We start from the raw sequence: 23,585 nt of genomic DNA, 5'->3' as shown, positions 1-23,585 counted from the left end.
CCGATGTCGTCGCAGCCGAGTAGATTCCAGGAGTTCAGCCGCGAGGAGCTCGCGGTACTCGTCCCCGAACTCCTGCTGTGCGGCCATCTGATCGACCGGTCCGGCATGGCGCATTCCATCGCCGCCTTCGGCCGCGACGGCATGGCCGAGGTCGCGATCGAGGAATGGCAGCTGGCCAGTCCGGTGTACACCCGCCGGATGCAGCGGGCGCTCGGCTTCACCGGCGACAGCGTCGAAACCATCTTCAAGGGACTGCAACTCGACATCGGCGCACCGCCGCAGTTCATGGACTTCCGGTTCCGCGTCGATGATCGCGACAACGGGGAGTTCTGGCTCGACCACTGCGGCGCGCTCGCCGATGTCGAGCCGATGGGCGAGGACTACGTGGTGTCGATGTGTCACGACATCGAAGACCCCACCTTCGACGCCACCGCGCTGGCCACCAACCCGCACGCCCAGGTCCGGCCGATCCACCGGCCGCCGCGCGCACCGGCCGACCGGGTGCCGGTGTGCGCGTGGACGGTGAAGATCCATCCATCGCACGAGCCGCCGCCGGTGCCGAAGAACGCGGGGCTGGTCGCCGATTCGGCCGCGGCCCACGTCGAGTTGCCCGAGGTCGATCCGTACGAGGAGGGCATGGGCGACTACGCGGGTCCGCTGCTCAGCGATCTGCGCTTCCGCGACTTCTCCCGCTCGGCGCTGCTGCGCATGGCCGAGGAGGTGTGTCTGCAACAGCATCTGCTCACCCTCGCGTTCATGGTCGCGGTACGCGGGCGCGCCGCCGCGGACACCGCGCTTGCCATCGGTCGCAAACAGTTCACGGGCATCGCCGGACTCACCTCCGAGCGGCTGCGCGACTGCCTCGGCCTCGGCGACGACCTGGACGCACTGGCCACGGTGCTCCGGGTGCATCCGGCGCTGAACCCGTTGCCCTACACCGACGCCGAGATCACCCGCGCCGAGGACACGGTGCTGTTGCGGCTGCCCGCCGACAGCGCCGCCGTGCGTGACCGCGCCTGGCCGTCGATGGTGGCCACGGATCATCTCGCCCCCGTCGAGGCGATGGCGCGCGGGGTCAACCCCCGCTTCGTCCCGATGGTGCGCACCCGCGACGAGGACGGATACACCATCGAGATCACCCTCGGCGCCGAACCCTTCCGGGAGGCGTCGGAGGTCGCGATCACCCGGTTCAGCACCGGGGCGGATTTCGTCTTCGGCGATCGCGGCATACCGCTGCCGCTGACCGTGGTGTGACGGACGGAGGGTGATGCCATGTCACGAGTGATCCAATGGGCGACGGGCGGACTGGGCAAGGCGGCCATCGGCGCCGTCCTCGACCACCCCGACCTGGAGCTGGTCGGCGCGTGGGTGCACAGCGCCGACAAGGACGGCGTCGACCTCGGCGAGTTGATCGGGCGCGACCCGATCGGGGTGTACGCGAGCGCGGACGCCGACGCGCTGCTCGCCACCGACGCCGACTGTGTGCTCTACAGCCCGCTCATGGCCGATACCGAGGTGCTGCGCGCGATCCTGTCCTCGGGCAAGAACGTGGTGACCCCGCTCGGCTGGTTCTATCCGCGCTACGCCGAGCGGGAACGCTACGACGAGATCTGTCGTGCCGCGGGAGTCACCCTGCACGGCACCGGAATTCACCCGGGCGGTGTCACCGAGCGGCTGCCGCTGGTGATCTCGGCGCTGTCGGGGTCGGTGACCTCGGTGCGCGCCGAGGAGTTCTCCGACATCAGGACCTACGCCGCCCCCGAGGTGGTGCGGGACTGGATGCTGTTCGGGGCGACCCCCGAACAGGCCGCGGGCAGCCCGATGGTGCGGATGCTGGCGGGCGGTTACGGCCAGTCGGTGTGGATGGTGGCCGATGTGCTCGGCTTCGACCTCGATCCCGACCTGAAGGTCACCCACGACGTCGCGGTCGCCACCGCCCCGATCGATTCGCCGATCGGCGTCATCGCCCCCGGACACGTCGCGGCCCAGCGGTATCGGTGGCAGGGCACGGTCGACGGGCAACCGGTCGTGACCGCGGCGGTGAACTGGTTCATGGGTGAGGAGCATCTCGATCCGCCGTGGGGGTTCGGACCCGCCGGACAGCGCTACGAGATCGAGATCACCGGTGACCCGGGATCGGTGACCACGTTCACCGGAATGCACGCGCACAGCGGCGCGCAGGCCGCGTCGCGCAATCCCGGAATCGTGGCGACAGCCATGCACTGCGTCAACGCGATTCCCTATGTCGTCGCCGCCCCACCGGGCGTGCGCACCTATATGGATCTGCCGCCGGTCGCCGGGCGTGCGGCGGGGTCGCTGCACCGCTACCGGCGGTTGAGCACGGGACCGGTCGCCGCGGGCGGCGCCAGAGACCGGACATGACCAACGAGGCCCGCACGCAATTCATTTCAGGAGGTAGCCATGACAGCACCGTTGTTGCCGGCGGGTTTCGACTTCACCGATCCGCAACTATGGGGAAACCGCAGGCCCGTCGAGGAATTCGCGCGGCTGCGCCAGAGCGCGCCGGTGTGGTGGAACGCGCAGTCCGACGAGACCTCGGGCGGCTTCCACGACGGCGGGTACTGGGTGGTCAGCAAACTCGCCGATATCAAGGAGATCTCGCGCAAACCGGAGTTGTACTCCTCCGGGCGCAAGGGCGCCGTCATCCGGCTGCCCGGTGACATCACCCCCGAGCAGATGAACTCCACCGGCGCGCTGCTGGTGAACATGGACCCGCCCAAACACTCCAAGGTGCGCCGGATCATCTCCAAGGGTTTCACTCCGCGCGCGGTCGAGGGGCTGCGCGCCGCGCTGTCCGACCGCGCCGAGAAGATCGTGCACGAGGCCAAGCGCGGCGGTGGCGGCGATTTCGTCGAACAGGTCGCGGTGGAGTTGCCGTTGCAGGCCATCGCCGAACTGCTCGGCGTGCCGCAGGAGGATCGGCGCAAGGTCTTCGACTGGTCCAACGCCATGCTCAACTACGACGATCCCGAATACGGCGATCCGACCCTCGCCTCGGCCGAGATCCTCGGCTACGCCTGGAACATGGCCGAGCAGCGGCGCGCGAATCCGGTCGATGACATCGTCTCGGAACTGGTGCAGGCCGACATCGACGGCGAGGGCCTGGCCTCGGACGAGTTCGGGTTCTTCGTCATCCTGCTCGCGGTGGCGGGCAACGAGACCACCCGCAACGCCATCACCCACGGGATGAAGGCGTTCGTCGACAATCCCGAGCAGTGGGAGCTCTACAAGGAGCAGCGCCCGCGCACCGCGCCCGACGAGATCGTGCGGTGGGCCACGCCGGTGACGGTGTTCCAGCGCACGGCCACCGAGGATCTGGTCCTCGGCGGTCAGGAGATCAAGGAGGGTCAGCGGCTCGGCCTGTTCTACGGCTCGGCCAACTTCGACGAGGACGGCTTCGAGAATCCGTTCGCCTTCGACATCATGCGCGATCCGAATCCGCACGTCGGATTCGGCGGCACCGGCACGCACTACTGCGTCGGCGCGAACCTGGCGCGGTTGGAGATCGATCTGATGTTCAACGCCATCGCCGACGCCATGCCGAATCTGACCCAGATCGCCGAACCGGTGCGGCTGAAGTCCGGCTGGATCAACGGCATCAAGGAGTGGCAAGTCCGCTACGAATCGTGAAACGGAACGGATCAATGAGTGATCGAGGAATTCTGACGGGGCGCGGGGCCGTCGTGGTCGGCGGCAGCAGCGGCATCGGATTCGCCGTCGCGGCCGCGCTGGCTCGGCAGGGCGCCGCCGTGGTGCTCAACGGGCGCAACGAGGCCGCGGTCGAACGCGCGGCCGACGCGCTGCGGATGTCCGGGCACCGGGTGCTCGGACTCGCCGGGTCGGCGGCGGAGGAATCGGTGGCCGACAAACTGATCAAGACCTGCGTCAGCACCTACGGCGCGATCGACATCCTGATCAACTGCGCGGGCGCCGCGGAACCGGCGGGCTCCTCGATCCTCACCGTCAAGCCGTGGGAATGGCGCGCGTTGCTCGACTCGCACCTGACCACTGTGTTCAACACCTGCCGACTTGCGGCGCCACTGATGGTCGAACGCGGCGGCGGCACCATCGTGAACACCAGTTCCTTCGCCTACCTCGGTGACTACGGCGGCACCGGATATGCCGCGGGCAAGGGCGCGGTGACCAGTCTGACCCTGGCCATGGCCGCCGAACTGCGCGAGCACGGCGTGCGTGCCAATGTCGTGTGCCCCGGCGCGAAGACCCGGCTGTCCTCGGGACTGGACTTCGAGGCGCGCCTGCTCGACCTGTACCGCCGCGGCATCCTCGACAAGGTCATGATGAACGGCGCGCTCGACGCCCCGCCCGCCGAATACGTCGCCCAGCTCTACCTCTATCTCGCCAGTGACCGCGCGGCCGAGGTCACCGGCCAGATCCTCATCGGCGCGGGCGGATTCGTCGGCCGGTTCGACCGGCCGAAGACCGCGGTGCTCGGTTACCGCGCCCACATCGACTCCGCGCCGTGGAGTCTGCCCGAACTGCACGCCATGATCGACGAATCCGGTACCGCCACGGGATGATACGGCGAGCCGGCGCTACGCGGGCTCGGCTGCGCGCCTGCCGAAGGCGCGCAGCCGACAGGGAATGCCCGCGAAATTCGGATGGTGCGGGGCGGCGCCGATCTCGCGCCACCCCGTCGCCAGCGATTCGTGGAAGATGCGCCCGGCCGCCGTCGACTCGTCGCCCGCGAAGATCAGCAGATCGCCGTCGTAGAAGTCGAGGGCGGTCTGGGCCGTGTGTGAACCCCGCGGCGGGCCGATGAGCACGAGGGCGCGATCGGCGTGCTCGCAGGCATCGGCGCCGTTGCCGAAGCGCACCTCGGTCCACTGGTACTCGCACCGCCGCGACTTGTCGTCCACGGCGACAACGTCGACGCCGATCTGGCGCAACTGCCAGGCCCAGTAACCGGCGCCCGCGCCGACCTCGATGACGCCGCGTCCGGCCAATGTGGTTCGTAGCCAGGCCATGTCGGCGGGCGAGGGAATCGCGGGCGAATAGGTCCGTACCAGCAGATCGCGTAGCGGCTCGCTGAATTCCACCGACCACTGCCTGCCCGGGTCGACGCCACCGCGCGGCATCAGCCGCAGGAATCGCCAATAGGGGTTCTCGACAGCGGGTTCGGCGGGCCCGTCCTCGGCGGGAGTCTCGGCCAGGCGCGGGAAACGCGCGATCTCCCAGTGTTCGGCGAGTCTGCGGCCGATGAGATCCAGCCGCCGATCGACCGGCCCGGAAGCGTCGTCGTGAAGCGTGAGACTGGTCACTCCGAGGGAATCTACGCGCACCGTGCCCGCGGTTCGGCGGCGGGCTGCGCGGGCGCGGGCCGATCGGCCGGGACGGGCGCGTCGACCGGCTGCACCCGACGCGCCTGCGGACCCTTGGTGGTCACCACGACCCGGAAGTCGACATGGCAGCCCTCCTTGATCAGCGGGCGGCTCTCGTCGGGGATATCGCAACCCTCGAGCAGCAGGTCGGCGCCGCCGTCGGCGGCGGCGATGAATCCGAATTCCTTGACTTCGTCGAACCATTTCACCGTGCCCTGCATTGATTCTCCTGACGTGTGTTCTCGACATGTTCGGGATATCTGCGCGTCGACCGTGTGGGAATTCGCGTAGCGGACCGTCGCGGATCGATCCTCGCGCGGTCCTCGCCCGGAACGTCGAATCCGACGCGAGTCGGTGTTACGCGCCCCGGACGAATGGGGGAGTGCGGCCGACCTTCTCCTCGGGTCCGTGGTGGAATCCGAACTTCCGGTTGGTGAGTTCGGGTTGTCGCGAACCGGAAAGTCTGTCCGTGCATCCGCCTTCGACGACCGGGCGAAACCATCAATAGAAACCAACCGATCGGCATTCAGCAAAAGGATAGTTACGCCTGCATATATGCATGAAAATTTTGGTGGCTTCGATCCGGTAAATCCGTGAACAGGCCAGATATCGGCGCTAAAGTCCTAGCCCATGACCGGAGCAGAGGTGAATGGCCGCGGATATGCCTATGCTCGCGATCTGTGGGCAACCGAGCGGCTATGGCTGTCCCGCTCCGTACGGACCCTTGTCGTCGGTCTCGCGGGCCGGCTGAGCGGCCTCGGACCCGAAGCATGGACCCGCTACGAGCGGGGGGAATTGGAGTTCGGGCAGGCGCGCGAATTCCACCTCGCCTTACTGCGCGTGCACAGCGTGCTCGCCAAGGAGATCGACGCCGCGATGTCGGAGTCCGCCGCCGCGGCGCTGGAGAACACCGCCGGACTCGGCGACCTGGCTTCGGTGACCGGTCTGGACCGGGCCGCCGCCTCTCGGCGCTGGGGTTCGCTCGCCGAGGTCGGCAATCGGATCGCGCTGGTGATCTCCCAGCCCTGGCCCGACGGCGGCATCGTCGGACCGGCGGGGGCGGCCGGTTACGAACACGATCGGCGCTGGTGGCCGGTCGGCAGCGCCTCGCGCCGCAGTGCCGAGCACGCCATCGTCGTGGTGGATCGCACCGTCCGGCGGGTCTACGCCATCGACCCCGAAGGCTGGCGCGCCGACGACAGCGGCACCCGGTGGGAGTTCACCGCCATCGGCGCGGCGCCGCTGCCGTCCACCCGGGTGGACGACGCATACGAAAGAGGTCGGATACCGGTTCGCGTCGGTGATCACTATCCCGCTCGCCTGGATCGCGGATGCGTTCCCTGCTACTTCTCGGAGGTGCACGATGACAGGTGAGGCGCCGCGAGGCCGGTGCGGTGACGTGGAATTCGCCGCCCGCCTGAACGGACTCATCGCCCAGTGGGAGACCGGACACGGCAGGCCGCTGCAATACCGGCACCTGGTCGACGCGCTCGCCCGCGGGGGACAGTCGGCCTCGGCCTCCTACCTGTCCATGCTCCGCCGCGGCCACCGGCGCAGGCCACGCCCGGAATTGATCGAGGCGCTGGCCGACTTCTTCGGTGCCGACGCCTACTGGCTCAGAACCGGCACCCCCCGCGGGGAGCGGCGGGCCGATATCAGCGTGATCGCCACGGTCTCGCACTATCCGCTGCGGCGGCTGCTGCTCGCGGCCACCGGACTGTCGACACCGTCGCTGTCGATGCTCGCCGAACTCGCCGAGCGCATCCGGCCGGGCGATGCCGAACTGCCCGGTCTGCGCTATACCGCGCGATTGACCGATACGTCATAGTTCGATCGAAGACCGTACCGACCTGGACGCCATTGTTCCGCGCGCGATAGCACCACGTCTCGGCGCGCGACGAAGAATGGTCGAAAAAGTCACGCGGTCGGTCTGCTGGGGATTTTCCATACATTTGCCAGCGCAGATCACCTATTTATCACGAGAACCGGGCGCCGGGTCGGAGGACCCGTGGTTGTCTGTTGCCGCGAGACGGCGGGCCGCCGGTAGCGGACCACAGCCGTCCCCGCGCTTCCGCCTGCCCTGGAACCGAAAAGGATGATTCGTGATCTTGACCACGCGCATCGCGGCGATGGGCACTTTCCTCGGGACAACGGCGGGTCTCGTGGTCGGCGCGGTTGCCGGATGTATTCTCGGACTGCCGCTGTTCGGAATCGGATGTGTTCCGGCCGCGGTGGCGGGCGCCGGGTTGGGAAGTATTCTCGGGACAATTGTCGTCGGCGGGCCGGGGCCGGTGCTGGTGCTCTCGGCGGTCGAATTGGTCGAGACGCTCGCCGCGCCGGATGGCACGAGTAAATGGGCGAATATCTCCGAACGGCGGCCCGCGAATTAGAGCTTTTCCGATCTCCACCCGGTAACGGGCGCGTCGAACGGCGCGTCCGTTTGCCGCGTTTCGGATCGGTGTGGGTTGTCAGGGTGGTCGGGCAGACCATCGCGCCGAATATCGAGAGAGGTTGAATGCATGCACAGACATCGTGAACCGGCGACCGGCCGGACACTCGCCACGCGCGCGGCGATCGTCGCGGTCGCGGGCGTGGCTCCGGTCCTCGTCCAGACCGCGGCCAACGCCGCGCCGCTGGGATCGCCGAGCGGCGTGCTCGACACCGCGCTCGTCGTCCCGGTCGCCGACCTCGACGCGCCGCCGCTCGGACCGGCCGTGTCCGACCGAAACGACCTGTCGCGCAAGCGGTCGGCGACCACGTCCGGCGCGCCGCTGACCGGTGTCGATCCGGGGACGCTGCATCTGCCGGACTTCTCGGCGCCCGCGGTCGCGCCGATCCAGGCACCGGAGGGCAAGATCCGAGTCGGCAGCGTGCAGGTCGACGCGCCGACCTGGCTGCCTGCCGATATCACCGCCCAGGTCAACGACAACGCGGCCGGGGCCGAGGCGTCACTGGCGCAGGTGCTCGACTCGGCGGGCTTCGATCCGGCCCGCTCGGATCGCATCGCCTCTCAGGTCGTCGGTGACGCGGCCATCGGCGCCTCGGTCGGCTCCACGCTGGCGAGTCCGCTCGCGAGTACGAGCGCGATCGTCGGCGCGGCCTCCGGATTCGTCGCCGGTACGCCCTTCGCGCCCGCCGGATGGGTGGTTGTGCCGGTCCTCGGCGCGGCGATCGGGTACGGCGTCATCGCCGCGCCCGCGGCGTTGGTGGGTGCCGCGGTCGGCGCGGTGGTGGGTGCGGTCGTCGGCTACAACGACAATTCGCCGATGCTCGCGGCCTGAGCAGCGATCGCCTTTCCGACCGTCGGTGCCGCGCCGTCGGCGTCCGGTGGCCACGAAGGCCCGACCGGCCGCCCGACGGCGCGCCCGATGGTGACGCCGGCGTGTTGCGCGTCGGCGTCACTCGACATCGCGGATCATCCGGTGGACAGGCACCCCCGCAAGGTCTGGAAGTCGCCCGCGAAGCCCATGCCGCCCACGCAGGTGGGTGCGTCGACACCGGACACGGTCACGGTCGCGCCGGGCCCCGCGATGCCGATCGACAGACCCGGCCGGACGCCATCGGCGGTGACCGTGGCGCCCGGTCCGAGCGCGATGGCCGCGGGGCCGGACAGTGACGTCGAGTTGGACGTGGCGATGCCGCCGTTCTGCGCGATCGCGAGGGCGAGGCTGGTCGGTCCCGCGTGGGCATAGGCGTCGCCGCCGAGCCCGTACGCGGCGGCGGCCGCTCCTTCGGCGCTGGTGGCCGCGCATTGCGCGTCCGCCTCGGTCGCCTGGACGGCGCCCGCGCCGGGGACCGGGCAGGCGGTATTCGCGGCGGCCGCGCTCGGTGCGGAGAGGACATACAGGCCGACGGCCGTGGGGACGACCGCGATCAGCGCGGCGATGCCGCGCGAAGTGGGGGACTTGATCATGGCTGGCTCCTACCCGCGACCGCGCGATGCGCGAGCGGCCGATACGGACCGTCGGCGGCGACCACGGGATTCGATCCGCTGGATGTCGGTACGCCGCGTCGGCGTATCCCGGCGCGGTGCTCTTCCACGGTATCCGATACTCGATGCAGATTCGATGCACTGCGTGGAAACGCGACCAAGATCGTGCGCGTTGCCGGTGGCCTGAAGTGCGAAAAGGCCGGCGGCCGCGCGTGCGGGCGAGCGTCAGAGCGGATGGGCTCGAACGGCGGTGGCGTGGGCGCGCAGGACCTCGGGCAGCCGGGCCAGGTCGACGGTGTCGGCGCGGTGCTCGATCACGTCGTCCTGCACCCAGACGGCGAGGCTGTAGCCGATGCGGACGCGATCGCGGAGCAGCAGGGTGTGGGTGAGCGGGTCTATGTCGACGCGCAGCGCCAACTCGTCCAGTGCGGCGGCGACCTGGGGGCCGGACCCGCAATGGCGCGCCCGCCACCACAGGTGGCAGCCGGCGGGCCAGATCAGTTCCACCAGGCAGTCCACCTGCTGGGTCGAATCTGTGCCCGGCCGTGTGACCATCGCCATGCATTGTTGCCCGGAAGTCGCCGATTGGTGTCGAACTCGACGTTTCCGGCGTTTCCCCGCCGGCACGCGGTGCCGCGCCGGGAGCGGCGAGAATCGGGCCGCAGGGTGCGAACCGCCGCTAGCTTTCCAAGGACGACACATCTGATAGACGTCAAAATCCCAGTGCTGTACCGGCAGTCGCGAGCACGACCGCGCATCTGTCTGAGATTCGACAGAAATGATGCATAACATCGGCGGTTGTGTTACACATGTCGCGAACGCAAGGAGGTGGTTGTGGGACCCGCCGACCATCTGATTTGCGTCGGCATTCTCGAGGCGGTGCGTCCGGTGCACGAGAGCGCGGCGGGCATTTCGCACCGCGACCCGTCGATCACCGCGCTCAGATCCGACGACCGCCTCTGATTTCGCGCGCCCGCGCGGTTACGACTTCGTGTCTTAGTTCTCGCCGGGCAGCGCGATGGCTCCGGTTCGCTTAGATTTCCGAACAGGCGGTGACGCCCGGGTTTCACCGAACCGAAATGTGGAGGGCTGCTGTGTCTGGTCGAACGGTTCTTGGCGGGCGTGCCCTGCGGGCGGTGTGCGTGATCGTCGGCGGTGTCCTGGTGCTGGCGGGCTGTACGAACAACACCGAGGAATCCGGCCCCGCCGTGCCGAAGGTGACGGTGGACAAGGTCGACGCCATCGCGGCGACCCTGCCGGACAAGATCAAACAGTCCGGGCGGCTACTGGTCGGGGTGAACGTGCCATATCAGCCCAACGAATACAAGGACGCGAGCGGCAGGATCGTCGGATTCGACGTCGATCTCATGGACGCGGTGGGTTCGGTGCTCGGAGTGAAGGTCGAATACGTCGAATCCGCCTTCGAGAAGATCATTCCGGCGATTCAGGCGGGCACCTACGACGTCGGCATGTCCTCGATCACCGATTCCAAGGAGCGCCAGGCCCAGGTCGATTTCACCGACTATTTCAAGGCGGGCATCCAATGGGTGCAGCAGTCGGGCAAGCCGGTCGATCCTGACAATGCCTGCGGTAAGAAGGTCTCGGTGCAGGCCACGACCGTCGAGCACACCGACGAAGTGCCCGCCAAGAGCGAGAAATGCGTCGCCGCGGGCAAGGCCCCGATCGATATCAAACCCTTCGACGAGCAGAGCGCGGCGACCAATGCGCTGGTCCTCGGTCAGGTCGACGCGATGTCCGCCGATTCCCCGGTGACCGCGTACGCGATCAAACAGAGCGACGGCAAGATCGAATCGGCGGGGCCGCTGTTCGATTCCGCGCCCTACGGCTGGGCGGTGCCGAAGAATTCGCCGCTGGCCGCGGTCCTCCAGGCCGCGTTGAACCATCTCATCGGAAACGGCCAGTACCGGACCATCACCGAGAATTGGGGTGTACAGGACGGCGCCGTCACCGCATCGGTCATCAACGGCGCCGAGCGCTGAGGATGACGCAGCCCACGGAGGCGGAACCCGAACCGATTCGCGCCATCCCGTTGCGCCGTCCCGGGCGGTGGATCGCCGCGGGCGTCATCCTCGCGCTGCTCGCGCTGTTCCTCTACGGCGCGGCCACCAACGATGCCTATCGGTGGGGCACCTACGGCCGGTACCTGTTCGACACCCGGATTCTGTCCGGCGCGGTGGTCACTCTGGAACTGACCGTCATCGCCATGGCCATCGCCATCGTGCTCGGCACGGTGCTCGCGGTCATGCGACTGTCGCCGAATCCGGTACTGCGGTCCACGGCCTGGGTGTATCTGTGGATCTTCCGCGGCACACCGGTGTACGTGCAGCTGGTGTTCTGGGGTCTGTTCCCCTCGCTGTACAAGCAGATCGTGCTCGGGGTGCCGTTCGGGCCGCAGTTCTTCCATCTCGACGTGCAGAATCTGCAAGCCGCCTTCGCGTTCGCGGCGATCGGACTCGGCCTGAACGAGGCCGCCTACATGGCCGAAATCGTCCGCGCGGGTATCAATTCCGTGGGTGAGGGGCAGCGCGAGGCGTCCATCGCACTCGGCATGTCCTGGGGGCAGACCATGCGCAGAACCGTACTGCCCCAGGCCATGCGGGTGATCATTCCGCCGACCGGGAACGAATTGATCGGCATGCTGAAAACCACCTCACTGGTCACCGCGATCCCGTTGTCGACCGATCTGTTCGGCCGCGCCCGCGATATCTACGGGGTGAACTTCCAGCCGATTCCGCTGCTGATGGTCACCGCGACCTGGTATCTGGCGATCACCAGCGTGCTGATGGTGGGTCAGTACTATCTGGAGAGATACTACTCGCGCGGGGTGTCGCGGCAGTTGACCGCCAAACAATTGCGCGAACTCGCCGACGCGCGGACGGCGGCGAAATGACCGCCGATCCCACCGAGAACGGCAGGCCCGCCGCGCCGCCCATGGTCTTCGCGGACCAGGTGTGCAAGAGTTTCAGCGCGCTGCGCGTACTGGAGGGCATTTCCCTCGAGGTGCCGCGGGGCACGGTGCTGTGCCTTATCGGCCCCTCCGGCTCCGGTAAGTCGACCTTCCTGCGCTGTATCAACCATTTGGAACGAGTCGACGCGGGTCGGCTCTATGTCGACGGGGAACTCGTCGGATACCGCCAGAAGGGTGACAGACTCTACGAATTGCATCCGCGCGAGGCGGCCCGCCAGCGCCGCGATATCGGCATGGTGTTCCAGCATTTCAATCTGTTCCCGCACCGGACCGTGCTGGAGAACATCATCGAGGCGCCGACCCAGGTGAAGAAGGTCCGCCGTGCCGACGCCGTCGCGCGGGCGCACGAACTGCTCGACCGAGTCGGCATGGCCGACAAGGCGTCGGCCTATCCGGCGCAACTGTCGGGAGGTCAGCAGCAGCGGGTCGCCATCGCGCGGGCATTGGCGATGGACCCGAAACTGATGCTGTTCGACGAGCCGACCTCGGCACTGGATCCGGAATTGGTCGGCGAGGTACTCGAGGTCATGCGCGAACTCGCTCGCGACGGGATGACGATGATCGTGGTCACCCACGAAATGGGTTTCGCCCGTGAGGTCGCCGATCGATTGGTTTTCATGGACGGCGGTGTCGTGGTCGAATCGGGCAAACCGCGCGAGATATTGGCGAACCCGAAACACGAACGCACGAAGGCATTCCTGTCGCGCCTGCTGTGACGTTTCCGCCGTAGGACTCGAATCCACCTGTGCCCGCGTCGGTGTGCGCCCGGCGGCCGCCGGGTTCGAGTCGCGGGTACTCGGGGCGCGCGGCGGATGTACGACGATTCGTGACCCGCCGCCTCTTGCGCCCGCGCCGCCGCGCGCTATCGTAGTGATATCACTCTGATACCGGGAGGATGTCATGAAGCTCAGGTCCGCCTTCCACGTCAACGGCTTTCTGGTGCTGTTGGCGTGGTTGGTTCTCACCCTCTTCTTCGGCGGCGCGGCCGTCTTCGGCTACGTGGCCGCCGCGGGCGGGGGAAATACGCCAGCGCTGGTCGCCGCCATCGTCGCGACGGTCGTCGTGGTGGCGCTACTGCTGTCGATGACGGGGTTGACCGTGATCGACCCGAACGAGGCGAAGGTGGTGCAGTTCTTCGGCCGCTACATCGGATCGGTGAGCGAACCCGGCTTCTTCTCGGTGGTCCCGCTGACCGATCGCCGCAGCATCTCGCTGCGGGTGCGCAACTTCGAAACCCAGAAACTGAAGGTCAACGACGCCGACGGCAACCCCGTCGAGATCGCCGCGGTGGTGGTCTACCGCGTGGTGGACAGCTTCAAAGCGGCATTCGCCGTCGACGACTACGAGGAATACGTCGAGACCCAGTCCGAGGCCGCGGTCCGGCATCTGGCCACCACCCACCCCTACGACGCGCACGACGCCGACCGCACCAGCCTGCGCGACGGCGCGGAGGTGGCCGAGGAACTCACCGTCGAACTGCGCGAGCGCACCGAGATGGCGGGTATCGAGGTGCTGGAGGCGCGTATCACCCACCTCGCCTACGCGCCGGAGATCGCCCAGGCCATGCTGGTTCGCCAGCAGGCGGCACAGGTGGTCGCGGCGCGCACGCACATCGTGGAGGGCGCGGTCGGTATGGTCGGACTCGCGCTGGACCGGCTCACCGCCCAGGGAGTCGTGGAGCTCGATGAGGAACGAAGGGCCGCAATGGTTTCCAATCTGCTCGTGGTGCTCTGCGGCGACCGCGCGGCCCAACCGATCGTCAACGCGGGCACACTCTACAACTGAGCCGGGGACACATGGTCGAACGCAAGAAGCTGCTGCTGCGCCTCGACCCGGCCGTCCACGAGGCACTGGCCAAGTGGGCGGCCGACGACCTGCGCAGTATCAACGCACAGATCGAGTTCGCCCTGCGGCTCGCGCTGGAACAGGCGGGTCGCAGGCCGGCCCGACACGGCGACGAGCAGGCATGAACCGATCCGCCCCCGCTCAGGCGGCGCGGATCGGTTTCGTCGTGACGAAGATGGCCGTGCCGGGGAACAGTTCCCCGCGCAGCGGACTCCATTGTCCCCACTCGCGGTCCAGCCATTCCGGCCATTCGGGCTCGATGATGTCCTCGACGGTCAGCCCGGCCGCCACGATCTCGCGCACCCGGTCGCCGATGGTGCGGTGGTGCTCGACGTAGGTCGGTTCGCCGTCGGCGCCGACCTCGACGTAGGGGGTGCGGTCGAAATACGGGATGGCCGCGATCAAGCCGCGCTCGCCCGGATCGTCCAGGAAGATCCAGCGCATCGGGTGGTTCACCGAGAACACCCACCGGCCGCCCGGCCGCAGCACCCGAGCGACCTCGCGCATGACACGGGCGGAATCGGCCACGAACGGGATGGCGCCGAAGGCCGAGCAGGCCAGGTCGAAACTCTCGTCGGCGAACGGCAGATCCTCCGCGCCCGCCTGCACCAGCGGCACGCGCGGGCCGCCGCGCCGCATCGCGGCCAGTCCGCGCTCGAGCATTCCGCGCGAGAGGTCGAGTCCGACCGGCAGCGCGCCCTGCCCGGCCAGCCAGCGCGAACAGGGCGCCGAACCGCAGCCGATCTCGAGGATTCGGCGTCCGGCCACCTCGCCCAGCAAATGCATGTCGCCCTCGTGCAGGCCCTCGGGACACCAGACGAACTCGCCTCCGGGGCTGTCGACGCCGAGGAACTCGCCGTGCTCGTTGTGATAGTTGGCCGCATCGGCATCCCACCAGCTACGGCTGGCCCGCCTGCTGGCATCGGAGTCGAGCCGGGTGCGCGTGGGCTTCTGCGCGGGGAGCAGGGAGTTTGCCGAGGGGTGGGGTTCGTCCGACACGCGCAAACCTTATCTCGGCGTGGCGCGGACACCGGTTTGCCCGCCCGGACCAAGGTCGCGTACGCTGATTCAGCGAGTGCCTTCTGTACTGGCGTACCGATGTGATCGGCAGCGATCCGGCGGCGTTTTCCGCCATACTGGCGTTTTCGCCATAACGATCGTCCGATGGTTACAGCGTACTCAGGAACAGAGCGCCCGCGCTGGGTTTCACATGTGGTGTGTGCGGTACGTTCCTGTGTGTCCGTCGTCGCATCGTCGCGGTGATCTCGCAGCGTACCGAAAGTTCCAATGTCCGCAACCGACCACAATCCGTCCGGAGCACACCGACACATGCCCACCACCGTCACCTCGCCGCAGGTAGCCGTCAACGACATCGGCTCCGCCGAGGACTTCCTCGCCGCCATCGACGCCACGATCAAGTACTTCAACGACGGCGACATCGTCGAAGGAACCATCGTCAAGGTCGACCGTGACGAGGTTCTGCTCGACATCGGTTACAAGACCGAAGGCGTCATCCCGTCCCGGGAACTCTCCATCAAGCACGATGTCGACCCGAACGAGGTCGTTTCCGTGGGCGATGAGGTCGAGGCCCTCGTTCTCACCAAGGAGGACAAGGAAGGCCGCCTGATCCTGTCGAAGAAGCGGGCGCAGTACGAGCGCGCGTGGGGCACCATCGAGGAGCTCAAGGAGAAGGACGAGGCCGTCAAGGGCACCGTGATCGAGGTCGTCAAGGGCGGCCTGATCCTCGATATCGGCCTGCGCGGCTTCCTTCCCGCCTCGCTCGTCGAGATGCGTCGGGTCCGCGACCTCCAGCCGTATGTCGGCAAGGAGATCGAGGCCAAGATCATCGAGCTGGACAAGAACCGCAACAACGTGGTCCTGTCGCGGCGCGCCTGGCTGGAGCAGACCCAGTCCGAGGTGCGTTCGGAGTTCCTGCACCAGTTGCAGAAGGGCCAGGTCCGCAAGGGTGTGGTCTCCTCGATCGTCAACTTCGGCGCGTTCGTCGATCTCGGCGGTGTCGACGGTCTGGTGCACGTCTCGGAACTGTCCTGGAAGCACATCGACCACCCGTCCGAGGTCGTCGAGGTCGGCAACGAGGTCACCGTCGAGGTTCTCGACGTCGATCTGGACCGCGAGCGGGTCTCGCTGTCGCTCAAGGCGACCCAGGAAGATCCGTGGCGTCAGTTCGCCCGTACCCACGCGATCGGCCAGATCGTGCCGGGCAAGGTCACCAAGCTGGTTCCCTTCGGCGCGTTCGTCCGTGTCGAAGAGGGCATCGAGGGTCTGGTGCACATCTCCGAGCTGGCCGAGCGCCACGTCGAGGTGCCGGATCAGGTCGTGGCCGTAGGCGACGACGCGATGGTCAAGGTCATCGACATCGATCTGGAGCGTCGCCGGATCTCGCTGTCGCTGAAGCAGGCCAACGAGGATTACCACGCCGAGTTCGACCCGTCGAAGTACGGCATGGCCGACAGCTATGACGAGCAGGGCAACTACATCTTCCCCGAGGGCTTCGATCCCGACACCAACGAGTGGCTCGAGGGCTTCGACAAGCAGCGCGAGGAGTGGGAGGGCCGCTACGCCGAGGCGGAGCGTCGCCACAAGATGCACACCGCGCAGATGGAGAAGATGGCGGCCGACGCCGCGGCCGAGGCCGCGAACGGTGGCGGCGCCTCGAACTACTCCTCCGAGAGCGGCGCGCAGGCGTCCACGGCCCAGGCCGAGCCCGCCGGCGGCTCCCTGGCCAGCGATGCCCAGCTCGCGGCGCTGCGGGAGAAGCTCTCCGGCAACGCCTGATTCGGGTGGCTACAGCGTGAAGGCCCCGGTCCGCACGGACCGGGGCCTTCGGCGTTCACGCCCCGGCGCGTACCCTGAGCTGACGATGTTCGAAGTCAGCGTGGAGTCCTCGACGGGTGTGTGGGAGCGCCGGAAGCTCGAGGCGATGAGCCGAATCCAGCGGGTGGCGCTGGATCTGTTCGAGGAGAACGGTTACCGGGGGGTGACCGTCGAACGGATCGCGGCGGAGGCGGGGGTGTCGGCCAGCTCGGTGTACCGCTATTTCGGTACCAAGGAGATGCTGGTCCTCTACGACGAATACGACCTGCGCCTGCTCGAGGAGATTCGCCGCGCGGGCGGCGGTGCGGTGGTGTCGCCCGGTGATCTCATCGCCGCTGCCCGCGCCCTGGCCCCGCTGCTGGTCGAGGCGCTGCTGACCCCGGAGTCCGAACTGCGCCTGCGGCGCCGGATGCGCTACGTGACGACCATTACCGAGATCGCCGACGCACAGAGCAGGCAGATGCGCGACACCGCCGATCAGGTTCTCGCGCTGTTCGCCGAACGGACCGGCATCGATCGCAACGATCTGCGCTTGCGGATCGCCGCGGCCATCGGCGTCTGGGGTACGGTCGCGGCCCTGGACCATTGGGCGGCAGGGGATTTCGAGCGGCCGCTGGGGGAGGTCTACACCGAGGCGGTGGGCGCCGTGATCGACGCGATCGAACGGGTCATCGGCTGAGCCGAACTGGTCGCCACCGCGGTAGCCACCAGTTCCAGCGGCCGAACAGCCGCATGAACGCGGGTACCAGCAGCAGTCGGACGATCAGCGCGTCGATGGCGATGGCCACCGCGAGTGCGAAGCCGATCTGCTGGAGTTCCAGCACATCCGCGGTGACGAAGCTCGCGAAGACCGCGATCATGATGGCCGCGGCGGCGGTGATCGGCCGCGCGGTGTGCCGCAACCCTTCGGCGACCGCCGCGGTATTGTCCTGATCCGCGTCCCAAGCCTCCCGCATGCGGCGGATGAGGAAGACCTCGTAATCCATCGACAGCCCGAACAGGACCGCGAAAACCAGCATGGGCAGATAGATCTGGAGGAAGCCGGTGCTGTGGAAGCCGAGCACCGACTCGCCGATGCCGTACTGGAAGACCGCGACCGTGATACCCAGTGCGGCGCCCGTGGCGAGCAGATTCAACAGGATCGCCTTGACCGCGAGCACGATACTGCGGAAGGCGTAGATCAAGAATGCCAGCGATATCGTCAGCACCAGTCCGATGACCAGCGGCAGCCGATCGATGATGCGCACCGAGACGTCGGCGAAGGTGGCCGAGGTGCCGCCGACGAGGATGTCGGCGTCCCGGATGCGCGCGGCCTCGGTCCTGATGTCGGCGGTGAGTTCGGCGACGGCGGTCGAATCGAAGGCTTCACGCGGTACGACGGTGGAAAGCACCCGCCCGTCGGACTGCTGGGGCAGCACCCGCACGACCCGGTGGTCCGAGCCGAGTCCATTGACGAAGGCGGAAACCTGTTGGCGCGCGGGCTCGTCCAGCGCGGGGTCGTCGGGTCCGGTGGCCAGCACCGTGATCGGCGAGAGCAGGCCGGGTCCGAAATTCTGTTCGACGAGTGCGCTCGCCTGTCCGCTCGGCCGGTCGCCGAGGGCGCGCAGACCCATGTCGACGCCGTAGTCGATATCGGTGATCGGCAATGCGGCCGCCGCCAGCGCCGCCACGCCGAGCACGCCGAACAGCACCGGTCTGCCCATGACCAGGCGCGCCCAGCGCGCCCAGGCGCTCCGCGACGTATCCGACCTCGTCTCGGCCGGGCGCAGCCGCGCGGGCAGCGCGCCTCTGTGCACCGCCGGACCCAGGGTCGCGAGCAGGGCGGGCAGCAGTGTGAAGGCCGCCGTGAGCGTCGCGACGACCGCGGTGACCACGCCGATGGCGATACCGGTGAGCATCGGCAGGCCCACCGCGGCCAATGAGCACAGCGAGATCATGACGATGAGTCCTGAGGCGAGTACGGTGCGGCCCGCGGTGTCGAGAGCGGTGGCGATCGCGGTCTCGATACCCGGCCGGTCGCGCCGGTCCCGCACGCCGCGTCCGGTCAGTTCCTCGGCGAATCGGCTGACGACGAACATGGCGTAATCGATGGCGGTACCGGTGCCGATCATGGTCGCGACCGAGAGCACCAGCGAATCGAAACTGAGATAGGTGGTGAGCCCGAAGAGGACGCCGATCCCGGCCGCGATCCCCGCGCCGGTGACGGCGATCGGCAGGGTCGCCGCCGCCATCGCGCCCAGTGCGAGGACCAGCACGGCGGCGGCGACCGGCAGGCCGATGGTCTCGGCGCGCTGGAGATCGGCGGTCTCGATGGCCATGAGGTCGGCCTGGATCGCCGAATAGCCGGTCATCCCGGTCGCCACGCCGGTGTCGGTCGGTCGCGTGAGCTGCGATTGCAGTCGGGTGGCGACTTCGACCCGTTCGGACATGGACCCGTCGATGCCGACGATGCCGAAGGCGGTGTGCCCGTCGGCGGAGATCTGGATGGCGGGCACGCCGTCGAACGGCCCGATCACCCCCGCCACGCCGTCGGCGCCGCGCATCGCGGCCAGGGTGGCGTCGACGGCCGCGCGGAATTCGGGGGTGTCGGCGCGGTAGCGGTCGGAATGGAAGACGACCAGATCCTGTTCGGCCCCGAATCGCGCGAAATGTTCGGCCGCGAGCTGTTCGACGCGGGCCGAGTCGGAGGCGGGCACCGTGTAGTCGGGTGCGCCGAGGCGATCGTGCAGCGCCGGGTAGGCGGCGGCGCAGCCGAGGACGAGCAGCGCCCAGATCATCAGGACGATCCGGCGGTGCCGGGCCATGAGCCGACCCCAACGCCCGAGTCGCCCGTGCCGGACAGCGGTTTCCGGCCGCAGAGCGGTGGCGTGCGGTGACATCGTCCCTCCCGAGATCTATCCGAAGCGGTGATATCTGAAAGTCACTGTCAGATATGCGCTCAGTCTAGGGACAGGCCGGAGACCGGCGCAAGAGCGTGCCCGGCGCGCGGCGGCGGACACGTGCCGCGGAGGTTTGCCGGACGCTCGCCGAATCCTTTCGGGCAGAGGGGATTCGCCGGTAGTGTCGCGGTACATGGGGACCGATCCGGGTAAGAACACCTATCTCGACCAAGTCGTGGCGCAGCAGGCCGCGCTGGAGGACGACTTGCGCACACGCAAGCCCGCCGCGGCGTTCGCGGCCGCACCGCCGCCACCGGGCGCGCCCGCCCCGCGCGGCGCGGCGGCCAAGCGGGCCGATCGGGTCGTCCCCGTGCCCGGCTCCGGTGCGGGGCCGGGGCCGGTGGAGGTCAGGATCACCGGATTCTGGCGCAGGCGAACGGTTCTCGTGCCGCCCAACGCCTTCGTCGTGCACACCCGACGCGGACGGACCGAACCCGTGCACATGGGACTCGGGGTGTCGTTTCGATTCGATCCGACGACCGATTCCTTTCTCGTCGTCCCCGGCGCCATGCAAACCATTCTCATCAACGCCCATTGCATATGCAGCGAACTCCAGGGTGTACTGGTCCAAGGCTATGTGCAATGGATCATCGAGGATTTCGCCACCGCGTACCGCAAACTCGATTTCTCCGATGCCGAGGACCCCATGCGCCTGGTCAATATCCAGCTGCGCGAACAGGCCGAAGCCGCCATCAAGGACAAGGTGTCCACGATGGGAATGCGCGATGTCCTCAGCGACAAACAGCCAATCATCGAGGAATTGACCGCTCGCCTGCGCGCGGTCGCCGAGGGTGCCGGCGCACAGGACGGTACGGGCGGCGACCGCGGACTCGGGCTGCGCATCGTCACCGTGCAGATCAAGGAGGCGGTGGTCAGCTCATCCACCCTCTGGGAGAACCTCCAGAAGCCCTATCGCAGCGAACAGAACCAGATCGCGCGGCTGGCGGAACTGTCCGCGCAGGAGGTCGTCTCGGCCCGGGAGACCGCGGCCCACCGGGCCGCGGAGGAGCGGCGCATCGAGAACGAGCGCGAACTCGCCGAATTGCGCGCCCGCAACGAATCCGCGCGTTTCGACCGTGAGGCCGTCGAACAGTTGCGCCGCACCAATCGCGAACACGACGATCAGCGCACCGTCGCCGATCTGGCCCAGCAGACCGCGCTGCACCAGTTGCGCCTGGAACGGGAACAGCACGCCGAACAGGCCGAGAACCTGCGCAGGCGCCAGGAACTGCGCCGTCAGGAACTGGATGGCGAACTCACCCTCGCGGAGGCGAAGCGGCGGGCCGAACACGAAGGCGAACTGCTCGGACTCGAGCGCGAGAGATTGCGCGTCGGCGCGGCCAACGCCCAGAATGCCGCGAATATCCAGGCCAGACTGGTCGACTCGCTGCCGCAGATCGTGTCCAATCTGCCCGCGCCCGCGGAGCTCAAGACCTATCAGCTCGGCGGCGACCTCTCCGGCTTGACCGCCCTGTTGACCCAGTTGAGCGGCGCCTTGCAGGCGTGGACCGGCGCGCACCCGGTACCGCCCGAGGACTGAACCGAAGCCGTTGCCGGACATCCGATTCGAATCCGCTACCGGTGTGGGCGGCGCGGCGGGCATCGTGCGGCTCGGCATCCGCACCTCGAATCCGGCGGTGTGGGAGAAGGCCGCGCCGATCATCGGCGACGACGAGAACGGCGGATTCTTCGATCACCTCACTTCGCCGGACACGTGGGGCGCATTCCTGACGGTGCCGCTGGACCGGGGGTGTCTTCGTCCACGGGTATCGGGGCCCATAGGACTGGGCTGCCGGATGCCCGCCCGCCCGGCCCGAACGTTCCGGGCGCAGAACAGTGGCCCGACTCGGATCGAGTCGGGCCACGTCGAGCGTGGGGTCAGCCCGCGGTCGCCGGCACCCAGCGCACGGCGGCGACGGCGGGGCGTTTGCGCACGGCCGCGAGACTGTGCCGTGCGGGGCTGATCAAAGCGGTGAACCAAGAGCGGCGATGCTCGGCGAGCGCGGCCGCGACAGCGGGGATACGGATGCAGTGCACGCCTCCCGCCATACCCAGGCGGTGGCGACCCGACTGGTTGATTCTGGTGCCCAATGATGTTCCTTTGCTAGCTGGTTTCGGCCTGGATCGCCACGGCGAAGATTAGTCGAAGAAAAGCGGAGGGCAGAGTATTTTGCGCCGGTGATTGTCTCGGCGTGTCGGAAAGTTGCCGCCGGCGGACGGCATCTCGTCGTAAATGTTGCGAATCGGTCTCGGCGTCATCACGGATCGGGCAAATGCCGTGCGCGGTGGTGAATTCCGTCGCCCGGATGGGTAATCACGCGACTTGGACCGTCGTCCGGGTCGGTTGCGCGGTCCGGGTGCGTCCGTCGGGGGCCCGGGGCAATGCGAGACTGTGGCCATGTTGCGGATCGGCCTCACCGGAGGCATGGGAGCGGGCAAGTCGACGGTGGCGCGGATTTTGGCGCGCCGGGGCGCGGTGATCGTCGACGCCGACGCGATAGCCCGGGAGGTGGTCGCGCCGGGTACGGAGGGTCTGGCCGCGCTCGTCGAGGCGTTCGGCGTGGAGATCCTGACCGAGGACGGCGGCCTGGACCGGCCCGCGCTGGCGGCCCGCGCCTTCGCCGACGACGAATCCCGCGCCACCCTGAATTCCATTACCCACCCGCTGGTCGGAAAACGAACGGCGGAATTGATCGACGCCGCGCCGTCGGACGCGATTGTCGTGCAGGATATTCCGCTGCTGGTGGAAAGCGGTATGGCGCCGCTGATGAATCTGGTGCTCGTGGTCGATGTCGACGCCGAAACCCGAATTCGGCGACTCGTCGAATTCCGCGGCGTCTCCGAAAAAGACGCGCGGGCGCGTATTTCGGCGCAGGCCACCGATGAACAGCGTCGCGCGGTCGCCGATGTGCTGCTGGACAACAGCGGTCCCGAGGGTGCGCTCGAGCCGGTGGTGCACGAACTGTGGGAGCGGCGTCTGGTGCCGTTCGAGCGTAATTTGCGCACCGCCACCGCCGCGTCGGCCGACCCGCGCTCGGTGCCCGCCGATCCGAACTGGGCCGCCCAGGCGCGACGCCTGATCGCCCGCTTGTGGTTGGCCTGCGGCGCGAACGCCAAGCGCATCGATCACGTCGGTGCGACCGCCGTGCCGGAACTTCCCGCGCAGGACCTGCTCGACATCCAGATCACCGTGACCGACGCGGCGGCGGTGGAGCAGTTGCGTGACGCGCTCGGCGCGGTGGGATTCCCCCGTCGCGAGGGGGAGTCGCCGGAGTCCGGGGCCGACGATGTGGACGCCGCGCTGTGGGCGGCGGCGACACACGGAAACGCCGATCCGGGACGCCCCGCCGTCGTATCGCTGCGCCTCGAGGGTGCGCCCGGGCAGACCTTCGCCCTCGAGCTCGCCGATCTGCTGCGCTCGGACGCCACCGCGCGGACGGAGTATCTCGCCGTCCGGCGGGCGGCCGACGCCGCGGCGGGCGGTGGCGGCGCGGCGGGCGGTGGCGGCGCGGCGACGCTTCGGCCGTGGTTCGAGTGGGCCTATCACCGCGTTCGCGCCGAGGGGTAGCCTGTACCGCTGATCCGACCTATCTGGAACACTAATGTTTCAGAAATGCTCATGCGGCAGCTTTCCGGCGGATATGGTTGCGCCTGCCCACCCTCGGAGTGGGACGCATCACAGGAAG

25 protein-coding genes and 1 pseudogene are annotated in these 23,585 nt (G+C 68.1%); 19 read left to right on the top strand and 7 right to left on the bottom strand.

What is annotated here, in order from left to right; all coding sequences use genetic code 11:
* The first annotated feature begins 3 nt into the window (after nt 1–3).
* From APZ21_RS09140 to APZ21_RS09125, 4 genes are read left to right on the top strand one after another with little or no spacing between them, the layout of a single operon-like run.
* Nucleotides 4–1,254, top strand: coding sequence for a hypothetical protein (locus tag APZ21_RS09140; RefSeq protein WP_054812881.1), 1,251 nt, complete (start codon nt 4–6; stop codon nt 1,252–1,254).
* Nucleotides 1,255–1,272: 18 nt separating this feature from the next.
* Entirely contained in the window at nt 1,273–2,382 is a 1,110-nt protein-coding gene (locus APZ21_RS09135; protein WP_054812818.1) for an NAD(P)H-dependent amine dehydrogenase family protein, read from the top strand.
* Nucleotides 2,383–2,421: 39 nt separating this feature from the next.
* Complete coding sequence (locus tag APZ21_RS09130) at nt 2,422–3,651, top strand: cytochrome P450 (protein ID WP_054812817.1); 1,230 nt, start codon at nt 2,422–2,424, stop codon at nt 3,649–3,651.
* Between the two features lie 14 nt (nt 3,652–3,665).
* On the top strand, nt 3,666–4,559 hold the full coding sequence (locus tag APZ21_RS09125; RefSeq protein ID WP_054812816.1) for an SDR family NAD(P)-dependent oxidoreductase: 894 nt from the start codon (nt 3,666–3,668) through the stop codon (nt 4,557–4,559).
* A gap of 15 nt (nt 4,560–4,574) precedes the next feature.
* Here the strand turns inward: APZ21_RS09125 and APZ21_RS09120 are convergent, their stop codons facing one another.
* Together APZ21_RS09120 and APZ21_RS09115 are read right to left on the bottom strand one after the other, a co-directional pair.
* A complete protein-coding gene (locus APZ21_RS09120; protein ID WP_054812815.1) occupies nt 4,575–5,300 on the bottom strand; it encodes a class I SAM-dependent methyltransferase in 726 nt (241 codons plus the stop codon).
* Nucleotides 5,301–5,311: 11 nt separating this feature from the next.
* Entirely contained in the window at nt 5,312–5,581 is a 270-nt protein-coding gene (locus tag APZ21_RS09115; RefSeq protein WP_054812814.1) for a cold-shock protein, read from the bottom strand.
* A 409-nt stretch (nt 5,582–5,990) separates the two neighbouring features.
* Here APZ21_RS09115 and APZ21_RS09110 point away from each other — a divergent pair, with 409 nt between their 5' ends.
* The 4 genes from APZ21_RS09110 to APZ21_RS09095 all read left to right on the top strand — a co-directional run bounded on the left by APZ21_RS09110 (nt 5,991) and on the right by APZ21_RS09095 (nt 8,641).
* Nucleotides 5,991–6,734 (top strand): hypothetical protein, encoded by a 744-nt coding sequence (locus APZ21_RS09110; RefSeq protein ID WP_054812813.1) that lies wholly within the window; start codon nt 5,991–5,993, stop codon nt 6,732–6,734.
* Entirely contained in the window at nt 6,724–7,188 is a 465-nt protein-coding gene (locus APZ21_RS09105) for a hypothetical protein (RefSeq protein WP_156370907.1), read from the top strand. Before APZ21_RS09110 ends, APZ21_RS09105 begins: the two co-directional genes overlap by 11 nt.
* Before the next feature lie 274 nt (nt 7,189–7,462).
* Entirely contained in the window at nt 7,463–7,750 is a 288-nt protein-coding gene (locus tag APZ21_RS09100; RefSeq protein WP_054812811.1) for a hypothetical protein, read from the top strand.
* 129 nt (nt 7,751–7,879) lie between these two features.
* On the top strand, nt 7,880–8,641 hold the full coding sequence (locus APZ21_RS09095) for a hypothetical protein (protein WP_054812810.1): 762 nt from the start codon (nt 7,880–7,882) through the stop codon (nt 8,639–8,641).
* Between the two features lie 134 nt (nt 8,642–8,775).
* On the opposite strand, the gene APZ21_RS09090 is transcribed toward APZ21_RS09095, so the two are convergent.
* Both APZ21_RS09090 and APZ21_RS09085 read right to left on the bottom strand, forming a co-directional pair.
* Nucleotides 8,776–9,273 (bottom strand): DUF6764 family protein, encoded by a 498-nt coding sequence (locus tag APZ21_RS09090; RefSeq protein ID WP_156370905.1) that lies wholly within the window; start codon nt 9,271–9,273, stop codon nt 8,776–8,778.
* Between the two features lie 243 nt (nt 9,274–9,516).
* On the bottom strand, nt 9,517–9,846 hold the full coding sequence (locus APZ21_RS09085) for a hypothetical protein (protein ID WP_156370903.1): 330 nt from the start codon (nt 9,844–9,846) through the stop codon (nt 9,517–9,519).
* 279 nt (nt 9,847–10,125) lie between these two features.
* Between APZ21_RS09085 and APZ21_RS35980 the strand changes: the two genes are divergently transcribed.
* From APZ21_RS35980 to APZ21_RS35045, 6 genes are all read left to right on the top strand, one after another.
* Nucleotides 10,126–10,254, top strand: a complete 129-nt coding sequence (locus APZ21_RS35980) for a hypothetical protein (protein ID WP_275426192.1) — start codon at nt 10,126–10,128, stop codon at nt 10,252–10,254.
* A 116-nt stretch (nt 10,255–10,370) separates the two neighbouring features.
* Nucleotides 10,371–11,291, top strand: coding sequence for an ABC transporter substrate-binding protein (locus tag APZ21_RS09080; protein ID WP_054812808.1), 921 nt, complete (start codon nt 10,371–10,373; stop codon nt 11,289–11,291).
* A gap of 2 nt (nt 11,292–11,293) precedes the next feature.
* The gene (locus tag APZ21_RS09075; protein ID WP_054812807.1) at nt 11,294–12,202 is read left to right on the top strand and encodes an amino acid ABC transporter permease; all 909 of its coding nucleotides are present in this window, start codon (nt 11,294–11,296) and stop codon (nt 12,200–12,202) included.
* A 41-nt stretch (nt 12,203–12,243) separates the two neighbouring features.
* A complete protein-coding gene (locus APZ21_RS09070; protein ID WP_156370927.1) occupies nt 12,244–12,996 on the top strand; it encodes an amino acid ABC transporter ATP-binding protein in 753 nt (250 codons plus the stop codon).
* Nucleotides 12,997–13,180: 184 nt separating this feature from the next.
* Nucleotides 13,181–14,065: an SPFH domain-containing protein gene (locus tag APZ21_RS09065; protein ID WP_054812805.1), complete on the top strand. Its 885-nt coding sequence runs from the start codon at nt 13,181–13,183 to the stop codon at nt 14,063–14,065.
* 11 nt (nt 14,066–14,076) lie between these two features.
* A complete protein-coding gene (locus APZ21_RS35045; RefSeq protein ID WP_169812112.1) occupies nt 14,077–14,250 on the top strand; it encodes a type II toxin-antitoxin system antitoxin in 174 nt (57 codons plus the stop codon).
* Nucleotides 14,251–14,266: 16 nt separating this feature from the next.
* Here APZ21_RS35045 and APZ21_RS09060 read toward each other — a convergent pair whose 3' ends face one another.
* Nucleotides 14,267–15,124, bottom strand: a complete 858-nt coding sequence (locus APZ21_RS09060) for a class I SAM-dependent methyltransferase (RefSeq protein WP_054812804.1) — start codon at nt 15,122–15,124, stop codon at nt 14,267–14,269.
* A 330-nt stretch (nt 15,125–15,454) separates the two neighbouring features.
* On the opposite strand from APZ21_RS09060, the gene rpsA reads away from it, so the two are divergent.
* Both rpsA and APZ21_RS09050 read left to right on the top strand, forming a co-directional pair.
* Nucleotides 15,455–16,921, top strand: a complete 1,467-nt coding sequence (gene rpsA, locus APZ21_RS09055; RefSeq protein WP_054812879.1) for a 30S ribosomal protein S1 — start codon at nt 15,455–15,457, stop codon at nt 16,919–16,921.
* Between the two features lie 85 nt (nt 16,922–17,006).
* On the top strand, nt 17,007–17,639 hold the full coding sequence (locus tag APZ21_RS09050; protein WP_054812803.1) for a TetR/AcrR family transcriptional regulator: 633 nt from the start codon (nt 17,007–17,009) through the stop codon (nt 17,637–17,639).
* On the opposite strand, the gene APZ21_RS09045 is transcribed toward APZ21_RS09050, so the two are convergent.
* Nucleotides 17,629–19,839 carry an MMPL family transporter gene (locus APZ21_RS09045; RefSeq protein WP_239476552.1) on the bottom strand — a complete coding sequence of 737 codons (2,211 nt, stop codon included), beginning with the start codon at nt 19,837–19,839 and terminating at the stop codon, nt 17,629–17,631. The two genes, APZ21_RS09050 and APZ21_RS09045, sit on opposite strands and share 11 nt — an antisense overlap.
* 193 nt (nt 19,840–20,032) lie before the next feature.
* Between APZ21_RS09045 and APZ21_RS09040 the strand changes: the two genes are divergently transcribed.
* Together APZ21_RS09040 and APZ21_RS36295 are read left to right on the top strand one after the other, a co-directional pair.
* Nucleotides 20,033–21,439 (top strand): SPFH domain-containing protein, encoded by a 1,407-nt coding sequence (locus tag APZ21_RS09040; protein WP_054812801.1) that lies wholly within the window; start codon nt 20,033–20,035, stop codon nt 21,437–21,439.
* A gap of 49 nt (nt 21,440–21,488) precedes the next feature.
* Nucleotides 21,489–21,701: pseudogene (locus APZ21_RS36295) on the top strand (alkaline phosphatase family protein); the annotation flags it as partial.
* Between the two features lie 76 nt (nt 21,702–21,777).
* Here APZ21_RS36295 and APZ21_RS33875 read toward each other — a convergent pair.
* A complete protein-coding gene (locus tag APZ21_RS33875) occupies nt 21,778–21,990 on the bottom strand; it encodes a hypothetical protein (protein ID WP_156370899.1) in 213 nt (70 codons plus the stop codon).
* Nucleotides 21,991–22,297: 307 nt separating this feature from the next.
* On the opposite strand from APZ21_RS33875, the gene coaE reads away from it, so the two are divergent.
* Nucleotides 22,298–23,467, top strand: a complete 1,170-nt coding sequence (coaE, locus tag APZ21_RS09035; RefSeq protein WP_054812800.1) for a dephospho-CoA kinase — start codon at nt 22,298–22,300, stop codon at nt 23,465–23,467.
* Nucleotides 23,468–23,585: the final 118 nt, after the last annotated feature.

The organism is Nocardia arizonensis, from assembly GCF_001310275.1.
Taxonomy (GTDB): domain Bacteria; phylum Actinomycetota; class Actinomycetes; order Mycobacteriales; family Mycobacteriaceae; genus Nocardia; species Nocardia arizonensis.
This window is presented reverse-complemented; position numbering and strand designations above follow the sequence as displayed.